Origin of the sequence: Micromonospora sp. NPDC093277 (genome assembly GCF_044765245.1) — a bacterium.
In the GTDB taxonomy this organism is placed as follows: domain Bacteria; phylum Actinomycetota; class Actinomycetes; order Mycobacteriales; family Micromonosporaceae; genus Micromonospora.
In genome coordinates this window covers 265,887-278,916 of the sequence record NZ_JBIWJO010000002.1, presented here as the reverse complement: position 1 = coordinate 278,916, position 13,030 = coordinate 265,887, and the positions used below count along the sequence as shown (strand labels likewise).

Genomic DNA, 13,030 nt, shown 5'->3' with positions numbered 1-13,030 from the left:
TGTCCTTCCACGCGCTCGGACTCGGTCCGGTCGCCGCACGTGCTCGGTTCGGCCGGGCCGGTCAGCCCGAGGTCAGGCTGATCGGCCCATCTGCGGGCGCTGCGCGGACCGGTTCCGGGCGGGCCGGGCCGGGCGGGGCGGGTTCCGGCACCCACAGCCCGACCCGGGTGCCGCCGCCCGGCCCGCCGCCGACGGTCATCCGACCGTCGAGCGTCGTGGCCACCGCATCGACGATGGCCCAGCCGAGACCCGTACCGGTGGCGGTCGGACGACCGGGACGCCCGGCGAGCAGGTCTGAAACGGTCTCCGGCGGGATGCCCTCTCCCGAGTCGATCACCTCCACCGTCCAGCCGGCCGGGTCCCGGCGGCCCACCAGCGCGATCCGGTCCCCGGGTGCGGTGAACTTCACCGCGTTCTCGATCAGGCAGTCCAACGCGGCCTCCAGCCGCTCCGGGTTGACCCGGGTCGGCCCGATCGCCGACCGGCAGGACCACTCCCGGTCGGCGGTGGGTGCCCACCGCCGGGCGATCCGGGCCAGCTCGGTGTCCAGGTCGACCGGGCGTACCGGGTGCTGCTGCTCCAGCTGCATCAGGGTGACCAGCCGGTGCGCGATGCGGGTCGCCTTGTCCAGCTCGTCGAGCACCACCGCGGTGTCCGCCAGGGTCGGCGGGTCGTCGTGGGTGGTACGCAGCAGTTCGGTGTAGCCGCGGGCGATGGTCAGCGGCGTACGCAGCTCGTGCGAGGCGAGCCGGACCAGAAGTTCCTGCCGGTGCGCCCGGTCCCGCTCGGCCTCGCCGATGCGGCGCATCTCGTGCAGCAGCACGTGCCTGCGGTGCACGTGCCAGGCCATCACGACGAAGATCACCGCCATCAGCGGTTCCTCGGCGGTCTCCTCCCAGCGGATCTCGCCGACGGCCGCGTGGTGGGCCAGGATCACGCCGGTCGTGGTGGTCACCGCCACCAGCGCGGCCACCATCCAGGACAGCGGCCAGGTGGTGAAGCCGTAGACCAGGGCCAGGCTGATCCAGACCAGGTGGAACGGCACCGTCTCCTGCCCGGGCAAGAACCACATCAGCGCCACGTTGATCGCGGCGAAGACGATCCAGACGTGGGCCAGTAGGCGGTCAGTCGACGGCGTACGCATAGCCCACACCGCGTACCGTCTCGATCCGGTCCGGCCGGTCCAGCCGGCCACGCAGCCGGCGGACCGACACGTCGACCACGTTGCTGCCCGGGTCGAAGTGCAGGCCCCACACGTCGGCGAGCAGCTCCTCGCGGCTGCACGGGCGGCCGGCCCGGCTCATCAGGTGCTGCAAGAGCAGGAACTCGCGCAGCGGCAGGTCCACGCGTACCCCGTGCACGCTGGCCTGGCGCCGGTGCAGGTCCAGCTGCACCGGGCCGACCCGCAGCCACCGGCCCGCGTCCCCGGCGGACACCCCGCGCATCCGGGCGCGTACCCGGGCCAGCAGCTCGGCGACCGCGAACGGCTTGCCGAGGAAGTCCGCCGCGCCCGCCTCCAGCACCGCCACCCGGGTGCTGATCTCCGGTATCGCGGAGAGCACCAGCACGCGTTGCTCGGGCCGTCGCTCCAGCAGCCGGTCCAACACCTGACGGCCGTCCAGACCGGGCAGCATCAGGTCCAGCACCACCAGGTCGAAGTCCCGGCGCAGCGCCGCGTCCAGGCCGGACGTGCCGGACGACGCCCGCTCGGTCAGCAGGCCACCACCCTCAAGTGCCCGGGCGACCAGCCGTCCGATCCGCTCGTCGTCCTCGATCACCAGTACTCGCCCCACCGTGCCCCCACAGCCGTCGGTGACTTTCTGGCTTCCTCATGAAGCGCGACCCGTGCTCATCCGCGCCACCACCGAAACGGACACATCTCTGTCGCGGTTCCGACAAGGCAGGTCGTCGGCCGGATGACGGTCGCATGACGACGCCGTCATAAACCGGCGTCGGCGCGGTGGCACCGCCCATGCTCCTCACACCAGCCCGGCCGCTACCGCCGTGGCCGTTCTCCGCTGACCGAGGGGGTGAGGGCATGCCGCGTTCCGTCTGGCCGCGCTGGTTCGTGTCCGCCAGTTGCCTGCTGCTCGTCGGGTTCGTCGTACCGCCCGGTCGGGCCGTGGCCGCCGCCGAGCCCACCACGGGCGACATCACCCTCAAGGTGGTCAGCGCCCGGACCGTCGGGCCGGCGCCGCAGATCCAGCAGGGCGACCCGGTGACCGACTACCGCTGGATGATCACGGCGGACGACACCGGTGACCCGCACGACGCGCTGGAGCACTGCCTGCCGGCCCGGGCCGGGGTGGCCAGCGCGCCGGACTTCGCCGACCACTGCCGCTGGCCGTCCATCCGTAACACCCCCGGAGCGGTCCCGGTGATCGCCCAGGGTGACCAGGAGGCACTCTCCTCCGGCAAGGCGCTGGGCCGCCTGCCGGCCGGCCGTTACCTGATCTCGGTCACCGCCGACGGCTACAAGATCGACGGTGAGCACTTCACGGTCGCCCCGGGTCGGACCACCGCGGTGACCGTCGGCATGCAGCCGTACCCGCTGCCGCTCGGCACGGTCCGGCTGCGGATCTTCGAGGACAGCGTCCCGGTCGACGGCACCTACGAGGTCGGTGCCGAGCGGGGCCTGGCCGGCTTCACCGCCCACCTCGCCGACGTGATGGGGGAGGTGACGGTCGACTACTACGGCAACCCGCTCTGCACCGAGTACGAGCACACCGCGCCCGACGCCAGGCACCCGGCCGGGCAGGTCGTCTTCGACGACGGCGCACCGGTCATCGCCGAGGAGTCCACCGGCTGCCGCAGCGACGCGAACGGCGACATCGTCATCCCCAACCTCGGCCCGAACCGCTACGCCGCCTCGGTCGTCGCCCCGAGCGGCCAGAGCTGGGTCCAGACGACGACCCTGGAGGGCGGCCACGACTGGGACGTCTGGGTGCAGGAGAACGACACCGGCTACGACACCGAGCAGAGCCTCGGTGGTGAGCTGGTGCCCTACGTGGACTTCGGCTTCGTCGCCCCGAAGGCGCTCACCGGCACCGCCACCGGCGCGATCACCGGCACCGTGGTGCAGATCTACACCTACATCGGCGGGCAGGGCGGCGTGACGGTCCCGGAGACCGGGGTGGCCGGCGGAAAGATCGCCGGACCGGTGAGCCGGCCCTGGGTGGCCCTGTCCGACCTGGGCAACGGCGACCAGATGATCTACCTGGACCGGGGCGCCGCCGACGGTTCCTTCCGCATCCCGCACGTGCCCGACGGCGACTACCAGCTGACCCTCTGGGACGGCCCGCAGGAGATGCTGCTCGACTCGTTCAACGTCACGGTCAGCGGCGGGAAGACCGTCGACGTCGGCACCAAGCCGCTCGCGGGCTGGTTCACCGAGATCACCGGCACCGTATTCGTGGACACCAACGGCAACGGCCGGCAGGACCCCGGTGAGAAGGGTGTGCCCCGCTTCCCGGTGGTGGTCAAGGAACGCGACAACTCCCTGATGGACCAGGGCACCAACAGCGTGGTCACCGACAGCAACGGCCGCTACGCCATCAAGGAGGTGTACCCGCTGAGCAAGTGGCTGGTGCTGGAGGCGTTCCACACCCGCTACAGGACCACCGGCATCACCTACCAGGCGCCGAACGACCCCGGCCCGACCACGTTGCTCGGCGCGGCCGTCGACGTCGACGTGCTGCCGATCATCGGGCTGTCCGGCCGGGTGGACTGGGGTGTGCAGCCGTACCGGGGAACGGAGAACGGCGGCATCGCCGGCACCGTCACCTACGACACCACCCGCAACGAGCTGGACCCGGCGTACGCGGTCACCGAGCCGTACCAGCCGGGCATCCCGGGCCTGAAGCTGCATCTGTACGCGGTGGTCCGCGACGAGAACGGGGACCCGGTCCGGGACGGGGACGGTTCGCTGAAGAAGGGACCTGAACTCAACGACGCGTACACCTCGGAGACCTGGGCACCCGGACGTGGCTGCACGGCCCGGATGTTCGACGGGCGCCCGCTGACCGACCAGCTCGCCCTGCCGGACTTCGGCACCGAGGCGAACCAGATGTGCGTCGAGGCCCCGATGATGGGCTTCCAGACCGCGCCGACCGACAACGACCCGACCAACTTCGGGCAGACCGTCAACGGCAACTACGCGTTCGCCGACTCCAAGCTGAACCTGCTCCCGCCGGGCGACCCGGCGAACCCCGGCCCGAACCACGACCTGCCGCTGTACGCGCCGCTGCCGGACGGACAGACCCAGCCGCTGGTGCCGGACGACTATCTGGTGTCGGTGGAGCTGGGCGAGAATCCGGTCGGTGGCGGGTCGATGTACCTGCCTACCCGGGAGGAGGACGTCAACGTCTTCGCCGGCGACGGCTACCTGCCCCAGGAGAACTTCCCGCCCTCGCCCGACCAGGCCACCGACCAGCCGGCGCCGCCCGACCCGCAGCCCGACCCGGGCGAGCCGCCGTCGCAGGGCAACGGCATCAACTCGTCCTGCGCCGGCGCCTCCCACCAGGTGCACGTCACCGACGCCGCCTTCATCGACGGCGGTGGCAGCCCGTTCGAGGGCCAGCAGCGCCCGCTCTGCGACACCAAGCTGGTCGAGGTCCGGGCCGGGCAGGCCAGTGCGCCCAACTTCAGCCTGTTCACCCCGGTGCCGCTGCCCACCCACTTCTGGGGGCTGGTGATCAACGACCTCGGCCTGAGCCACGACAGGCGCAGCGTCAACTACGGCGAGGCCGAGGGCATCCCGAACCTCCCGGTCGGCCTGTACGACTGGGCCGGCCGCCTGGTGGACACCGTCGACACCGACTTCAACGGCATGTACGAGGCGATCGAGCCGTCGACCAGCACGTACAACTGCCCGCTGCCGGCCGGGCCGTGCCCGAACATGTACCACTTCGTCGGCAACGACCCCGGCCAGCCCGGCCACCTGAACGCCAACTACAACCCCCGCTACCGCACCATCGGCACCAACTTCCAGGCCTGGCCCGGCCTCTACACGGTGACCGACACCGCGCCCACCTCGGTCGCGGCGGTCGGCATCTCGCCCGGTTCCGGGCAACTCGGCGCGGTGCAGTGCGACCCGGCCGGGGACGTCCCCCAGCTGTTCGCGGTCTCCCGGCCATTCCTGCGCAGCACCGACACCGACCGCCGGGTCACCATCACCGGCACCGGGTTCGGCGCCCGCGGTCCGGGCAGCGCCGTCGTCTTCGACTCGGCCGGCACCGACCCGAGGGTGACCGTCAACTCCTGGTCCAACGAGAAGATCGAGGTCACCGTCGCCGGTGGCTCGGTCGGCCCGGCGGATGTGAGCGTCACCGCCGCCAACGGCCGCCAGACGGTCAACGGACTGACCTTCCAGATCCTCGGCACCACGACCGGTAGCGGCCTCGGCGGCGCGGGCAACCCCCGGCTGTTCCAGGTCAAGCCGCCTGCCTGGGCGACGCGTGCCGGGGAGACCACCTATTCGGGCGTGCAGGCGGCGCTGGAGGCGGCCGCCCGTGCCGGTGGCATCGGGGTCGTCGCGGTCTGGCCGAACACCCCGGGACCGGACAATCCGGCCGGCGCCTACCTGGAGAACGTGGTCGTGCACTCCTCGGCGCGGCTGCAGGGTGTGGGCCCGGGCGGCCGGTACGCCGACGGCACGGTGGTCGCCGGGTCCATCCTGGACGGCCGGGCGTTCGGTATCGACAACCCGAACGGCACGGCGTGGATGACCCTGGTGGCGTCCCTCACGCATGCCGGGCCGGAGGTGGTGCCGGACGGCGCGGTGGTGACCGTGCTGGCCCGTCCCGGCCAGTTCAGCTCGGGCAACGCGGTCACCGTCGACGGGTTCCGGATCACCGGCGGCAACCAGTCCGACTTCCCGGGCAACATCAACCCGGTGACCGGCGGGGTGAGCACCCCGTACGGCGCGCCGGGCGCGGTGGTGACCCAGGGCGGCGGCATCTACCTGCACGGCGCGGCCCGCTACACCCGGATCACCGACAACGTCATCGTCGCCAACAGCGGCTCCTACGGCGGTGCGATCCGGGTCGGCACGCCCTACCTGAACACCGGCAACGACCACGTCACCATCTCCCGTAACCAGATCCGGGACAACGGCGGGACGAACCTGGCCGGCGGCGTCGGCATCTTCGCCGGCAGCAACGCGTACTCGGTGGACAAGAACGCGATCTGCGGCAACTTCTCCGCCGAGTACGGCGGTGGCATCAGCCACTACGGCCTGTCACCGAACGGCCGGATCGCGAGCAACCGGATCTGGCTCAACCAGTCGTACGACGAGGGCGGCGGCGTCATGATCGCCGGGGAGCTGCCGTCGGATCCGACGAAGCTGTCGCCCGGCTCGGGGACGGTGCAGATCGACGCCAACGTGGTGGAGGCGAACCTCGCCAACGACGACGGCGGCGGTATCCGGCTGCTCCAGGCCGGCAACGTGCCGATCTCGGTGACCAACACCATGCTGGTCGACAACATCTCCACCCACGAGGGCGGCGGCATCGCGCTCGACGACGCGCCGGACGTCCGGTTCGTCAACAACACCGTCGCCGGCAACATCACCACCGCGACCGCGGCCACCAGCGACGGCCGCGCCGCCCCCGCCGGCCTGTCCACCACGGCCAACAGCGCGCAGCTGCAGGCCACCCTGCGGGCGGGCGCGCCCACCTTCAGCGACCCGAGGCTGTTCAACAACGTGTTCTGGGACAACCGGGCCGGCGAGTGGACCGGCGAGTACGTCAAGGGCGTCGGCACCACCGACGCCCCGGCCGGGGACACCGTCCGCCACTGGGACATGGGCTCGGCCGACGGGGTGGGCCCGCTGTCCCCGACGAACTCGGTGCTCCAGGACACCACCGGCACCGCGCTCAGCAGCACCAACCGGGTCGGCCTCGACCCCCGGTTCCGCAGCCCGTTCCCGGTGTCGGTGCAGATCCTCACCTCGCGCACCTTCCCGTCGTTCCGGCAGGCGGTGATCGTGCTCCAGCAGGTCCCGCTGACCGCGATGGGTGACTGGCACCTGGCCGACGCCGCCTCGTCGGCGCGGACCCTGGGGGTGCGCTCGCGTGCCTACGGCACGGTGACCGTCACCGCCCCGACGGTCGACATCGATGGTCAGGCCCGCAGCACCACGCGTCCGGACGCCGGCGCCGACGAACTGTCCGGAGCGTCCCTGGGCGGCCGGGGGGTGCCGGCCGTCCCCGGCCCGTATCGGCTGTCTCCGGTCGGCCCGCATCGGCTGTTCCCGGTCGGCCCGCATCGGCCGTCTTCGGTCGGCCCGCATCGGCCGTCTTCGGTCGGCCCGCATCGGCCGTCTTCGGTCGGCCCGCATCGGCCGTCTTCGGTCGGCCCGCATCGGCCGGCCCCCAAGCCCGCCCGTTCCACCCGTTGAGGAGGAGATCGTGACCGATCCCGTACGGCAGCGGCGCATCAGCCGGCGTGCCCTGCTGGCCGGCGTCACCGGTCTGGGCACCTGGGCGGTCCTGCCGGAGACCGGCTCCGACGCCCAGCTGCGTCGCCCGGCGGCGGTCCTGCCGCGCGCAGTGCCCAACCCGGCGGTGACCCTGCACCTGGCGGCCACCGATGGCTGGGTCTCCATGCCGCAGGGCTCCCCGGCGATCAGCCCGTTCTGGCCCGACCCGCTCGCCCCACCCAACACAAACCTGTACGTCTTCGGCTTCCGCGACGTCACCGGCCTGTCCGCCACCGAGGTCACCGCCCAGCGCGGCAAGGCGCAGATCACCGCCCCGCTGCTCGGCTTCGACCAGGAGACCGACATCAAGATCAAGCTGACCAACCTCGGCCTGGCCCAGCGCCCCGACCTGGTCGACGGGCACACCGTCCACTGGCACGGCTTCCGCAACGCCATCCCGCTCTTCGACGGTGTGCCGGAACTGTCCATCTCGGTGCCGATCGGCCGCGAGTTCACCTACTTCTTCCGGCCGCACGACGCCGGCACCTACATGTACCACTGCCATTTCGAGGACGTCGAGCACGTGCAGATGGGCATGACCGGGATCGTCTACGTACGCCCCACGCAGAACGCCGGCACCGCCGACGTGCCGCCCGGAAAGTACGTCTACAACGACGGCGACGGCACCACTCGGTACGACCGGGAGTTCGCGCTGATGCTCACCGAGGTGTGGGCCGAGGCGCACTACCGCGACGCGCACATCCAGACCACCGACTGGACCGACTACAAGCCGTCCTTCTTCGCCTTCAACGGCCGTTGCTATCCGGACACGATCGCCCCCAACGGCGACCCGCTCAGTCCCACCGCCGGGCGGCTGCGCTACCAGCCGATCTCCTCGCTGATCACCGCGAACGCGGGGGAGCGGGTGCTGCTGCGGCTGGCCAACCTCGGCTACTGGAACCACACCCTCACGGTGGACGGCATCGACCTGCTGGTGGTCGGCAAGGACGCCGCGCTGCTGCGCGGCCGGGACGGCAGCGCCGAGTACCAGGTGACGAACACCGTCGAGATCGGACCGGGGGAGAGCCGCGACGTCATCTTCACCGCGCCCGACGCCGGCACGTACCTGCTCTACGACCGCGACCTGATGTCGCTGGCCAACGCCGGCGGTGGACGGGGCGGGCAGTTGACCGAGATCCAGATCTCGCCGCCCGGCACGCTCGCGGCGCAGACCCGGGCGAACGCCTGAGGTGGGGGTACCGATGCTTCGTCTCGACCGCGGCCGGTGGAAGCGGCTGAGCGCGGTGCCGCTCGTCGCGGCAATCGTCGCCGTGCTCCTCGTCCCCGGGCCGCATCAGGTGGCCGCCAGCCCGCCGGCCGGCCTGGAGTGCCTTACCTCCCGCGACAACGCCTTCGACCTGACCGCCACCGACGGATACGTGGCCATGCCCGACGGCAACACGATCTACATGTGGAGCTACGCGCCCAGCGGCGGCGAGTTCCAGTTGCCCGGCCCGACGATGTGCGTCGCCTCTGGGACGAAGGTCACCGTCGTGCTGCACAACACCCTGCCGGAGCCCACCTCGATCACCTTCCCCGGCCAGGCGCAGGTGCTCGCCGACGGGCAGCCGGCCCAGCCGGAGAGCGACACCGCCGGCAATCTCACCTCCCTCACCACCACCGCCGCGGCTGGCAACGGCTCGGTCACCTACACCTTCACCGCCGGCCCGCCGGGCACCTACCTCTACCAGTCCGGCACCGACGTGCAGAAGCAGGTGCAGATGGGGCTCCACGGAGCGCTGCTGGTACGCCCGGCCGGCCACCCGGATCGGGAGAACGACCGCGCCGACTCGGCGTTCGACCCCGACCACGAATACCTCTACCTGCTCGGCGAGATCGACCCCGACCTGCACCTGGCCGTCGAGCGCCGGCGCGCGTACGACTTCACGAAGTACAAGGCCCGCTACTTCACCATCAACGGGCGCAGCATGCCCGACACCCTCGCCCCCAACCACGCCGATTGGCTGCCCGACCAGCCGTACGGTGCGTTGATCCACATCCGGCCGTACGACCCGACGAGCAACCCGAAGCCGGCCCTGATCCGCTACCTCAACGCCGGCTCGGTCAGCTATCCGTTCCACCCGCACGGCAGCGACGAGCAGCTCATCGCCCGGGACGGCCGGCCGGCGCAGGGCCCCGGCGGGCAGGACCTCTCGTTCTCCAACTTCCTCATCGACGTCGCGCCCGGGCAGACCGTCGACACGCTGATGGTCTGGAAGGACGCCGAACACTGGAACCCGAGCACCAACCCGATCCCGGTGCCGCTGCCGTCGTTGCAGGACCAGATCGTCGGCCCCGGCCCGGAGACCTGGTTCGCGGAGAATCCGTACCTCGGCGGGGAGCAGGGCGAGCTGCCGCCCGGCGTGGTGCAGAACAACCAGTGCGGCGAGTACTACCACGTCGCGCACAGCCACGCGCTCGAACAGGCCACCAACTACGGGGCGAGCTTCGGCGGAATGATGACGCTGATCCGCATCGACCCGCCCGCCGGGTGCCCGGCATGACACGGCAGGGGAGGGCGACGATGACACTGACCCGTACGCCTCGGCTGGTCGCCGGAGTCGCGGCGGCGCTGCTGGTGCTCGGCCCAGCCCCGGCTCACGCCGCGGCCCGACACCCCGCCGCACCCGCCGGCCGGGCGTCGGCGACCCGCACCGGACCGCCCGGACCGCCGCAGGGCACGTTGCCGCAGACGGGCTGCCGGCTCGCCGCCGGCACCGCCACCTGCGACCTGTGGGCCAAGCCCGGTTCGGTGGTGCTGCCCGGCGCCGCGGCGCCGGTGCCGATCTGGGGCTTCGCCTCGACCGACGCCGCCCCGGCCACCCTGTCCGGCCCGGTGCTCGTGGTCGACCGGGGCGACCAGGTGACCGTCATCGTGCACAACGGACTCACCGACAACCTGTCGCTGGCGTTCCCGGCGGTCACCGGGCTCGCCCCGGACCGCACCGGCGCCGCCCCCGGCGGCACCCGCAGCTACACCTTCACCGCCTCCCGTCCCGGCACCTACCTCTACGAGGCCGGCCACACCGCGTACGGGGCCAGGCAGGTCGCCATGGGCCTGGTCGGCGCGCTGGTGGTCCGCGCCCCGGCGGTCGGCGGGCGGCCCAGCGCGTACGGGGACACCGCCTCCGCCTACGACGACGAGGCGGTGCTGGTGCTCACCGAGGTGGACCCGGCGTTCAACGCCGCCCCGCGCACCTACGACATGCGGGCGTACGCCCCGAAATACCGCCTGATCAACGGCAAGGCGTTCCCGGAGACCGACGTGGTCGCCACCGATGCCGGCCGCAGGGTGCTGCTGCGCTACGTCGCCGCCGGGCTGCAGCCGCACCCGATGACCCTGCTCGGGCTGGACCAGGCGGTCGTCGGGCAGGACGCCCGGCCGGCCGCGTACCCGGAGGCGGCGGTGACCCTACCGCTGCAACCGGGGCAGGCGGTCGACGCCGTGGTCGATGTGCCGGGCGGGCCGGACGGGCGGCGCTTCGCCCTGTACGAGTCCGGCGGGCAGCTCAACAACGCCGGCCAGCGGTACGGCACCACGGTCACCGGGGTGAGTCCGCAGCAGGCGTTCGGCGGGATGCTCACCTTCCTGGACACCAACCCGCCGCCGGTCAGCGGCGACAACGTCGGCCCGGCCGCGGCGAACGTGCGGGTCGCCCCGAACCCGGCGAGCGCGCTCAACCCGGTCACCGTCACCGCCGACTTCTCCGACGCGCAGACCGGCAACTCGGTGGTCGACCGGGCCGAGGTGGTCATCGACGACCTGCGGGTGGCGGAGGGGACCGGCGTCCCGTTCACCGCCGCCGGCTTCGGCACCGGCCCGACGGTCACCGGGGCCACCGCCACGATCCCCACCGCACTGCTCACCGCCCTGACCCAGGGCCCGCACACCATCTACGTCCGTGGTCACGACCTGGCCGGCAACTGGGGTTCGGTAGGCAGCACCACGCTCAACCTCGCCGTCACCGGCGCGGTCACCACCGCGCTGACCCTGACCCCGAACCCGACCGCCGGCACCGGCGACGTCACCATCTCGGCCACCGGCGACGACGGCGGGCTCGGTGGCACGGTTACCGGTGCCGAGTACTTTGTGGACAGCACCGCGTCCAACGGCACCGGGACCGCGCTGACCCTGGGCAGCCCCGGGGCTGCGGTCACCACCGAGACCGGCACCATCCCCGCGGTGGTGGTCGCCGCGCTGGCCGAGGGCCGGCACACCGTGCTGGTGCACACCCGGGACTCGTTCAACCTCTGGGGCCCGTACGTGACCGCCGACCTGGTGGTGGACCGGACCGTGCCCACCCTGCTCTCCGCGGTGGTGGTTCCGGCCGTCACGAACGGCCGCATCGGCTCGGCGTCCGACCCGAACGACCTGCGGATCAACGCCGCCTTCACCGACCCGGTCGGCGGCGGGGTACGCTCGACGATCGCCGCGGCGGAGGGCTTCCTGGACGCCGGCGGGACCGACGGTACCGGTTTCACCTTCCTCGCCCTCGACGGGGCGTTCAACAGCGCCACCGAGAACACCTACGGGCTGCTGCCGCTCTCCGAGCTGACCGGGCGGGCCGAGGGCGTTCACCAGGTGCTGGTGCACGCTCGCGACTCGGCCGGCAACTGGGGGCCGCTCACCGCGGTCACCTTCACCCTCGACCGGACCGGTCCGGTCATCAGCGCGGTCACCGCCACTCCGAACCCGACCGCCCGCGCCACCTCGCTCGCCCTCCGGGCTACCGCCATCGACGCGCTGTCGGCGGTCACCGCCGCCGAGTGGTACGAGGGGGCGGACCCGGGCCTTGGCCGCGGACGCGCGATGACGGTCAGTGGGACGACCGTCTCCGCCACCATCGCGCTCAACGGGTTCAGCCGAGGCAACCACACGCTGCGGGTCCGGGCCCGCGACGCGGTGGGCAACTGGGGTACGGCCGGCTCGGTGACGGTCAACGTCGACCCGCCGAACGCCATCTTCGCCAACGCCTTCACCAGCGGCACGAGCGGCTGGTCGCAGCGGGTCGGGACGGTGTCGGTCAGCTCCGGTCGACTGGTCGCCGGCACTGTCGGTTACGTGGTGGACACCACCCCGGCCGCCGAGCGCACCTTCCAGGCGAGGTTCGACCTCACCCTCGGCAAGTTCAACCCGCGGACCGCCGTGGTGACCGTCTACCAGGTTCGCAACGCCTCCGGCGGGGCACTGGCGGTGGTGCAGTACCGGCGCAACGGCCGGGTCAACCAGTTCCGGCTGGGGCTGCTGCGGCCGACCGGCTGGGCGTACACCGGATGGAAGGCCGCCTCCGGCGGGACGATACGCGTCGGCTGGTCCTCGGCCACCGCGGGCGCGGCGACCCTGAAGGTCGGGAAGACCACTATCGGGCGGCTGACCGGCAACACCGGCGGCTACCGGGTGGAGTCGGCCGCCCTGGGGCTGGTGGCCCGCAACGCCGCCACCACCGGCTCGCTCAGCTTCGACAACTACGCCTCCACCCGCTACACCGCACCCTGACGCCCTGTGGGGCCGGGCTCCGCCCCGGCCCCACCGTCCACGAGGAGTTCCTG

Annotated in this window: 6 protein-coding genes; 4 read left to right on the top strand and 2 right to left on the bottom strand. The window is 72.2% G+C overall.

Translation table 11 applies throughout. From position 1 onward, the window contains the following. Window positions 1–61: 61 nt before the first annotated feature. Together ACIRG9_RS05880 and ACIRG9_RS05875 are read right to left on the bottom strand one after the other, a co-directional pair. The gene (locus ACIRG9_RS05880) at window positions 62–1,144 is read right to left on the bottom strand and encodes a sensor histidine kinase (RefSeq protein WP_402850791.1); all 1,083 of its coding nucleotides are present in this window, start codon (window positions 1,142–1,144) and stop codon (window positions 62–64) included. After that, window positions 1,125–1,778 carry a response regulator transcription factor gene (locus ACIRG9_RS05875; protein WP_402850788.1) on the bottom strand — a complete coding sequence of 218 codons (654 nt, stop codon included), beginning with the start codon at window positions 1,776–1,778 and terminating at the stop codon, window positions 1,125–1,127. The genes ACIRG9_RS05880 and ACIRG9_RS05875 overlap by 20 nt, the downstream gene beginning before the upstream one ends. Before the next feature lie 260 nt (window positions 1,779–2,038). Between ACIRG9_RS05875 and ACIRG9_RS05870 the strand changes: the two genes are divergently transcribed. From ACIRG9_RS05870 to ACIRG9_RS05855, 4 genes are read left to right on the top strand one after another with little or no spacing between them, the layout of a single operon-like run. Beyond that, window positions 2,039–7,399 carry an IPT/TIG domain-containing protein gene (locus tag ACIRG9_RS05870; protein WP_402850785.1) on the top strand — a complete coding sequence of 1,787 codons (5,361 nt, stop codon included), beginning with the start codon at window positions 2,039–2,041 and terminating at the stop codon, window positions 7,397–7,399. 10 nt (window positions 7,400–7,409) lie between these two features. Continuing rightward, on the top strand, window positions 7,410–8,669 hold the full coding sequence (locus ACIRG9_RS05865) for a multicopper oxidase domain-containing protein (RefSeq protein ID WP_402850782.1): 1,260 nt from the start codon (window positions 7,410–7,412) through the stop codon (window positions 8,667–8,669). A 13-nt stretch (window positions 8,670–8,682) separates the two neighbouring features. Next, a complete protein-coding gene (locus ACIRG9_RS05860; protein WP_402850779.1) occupies window positions 8,683–9,984 on the top strand; it encodes a multicopper oxidase domain-containing protein in 1,302 nt (433 codons plus the stop codon). Between the two features lie 20 nt (window positions 9,985–10,004). After that, window positions 10,005–12,977, top strand: coding sequence for a multicopper oxidase domain-containing protein (locus tag ACIRG9_RS05855; protein ID WP_402850776.1), 2,973 nt, complete (start codon window positions 10,005–10,007; stop codon window positions 12,975–12,977). Window positions 12,978–13,030: the final 53 nt, after the last annotated feature.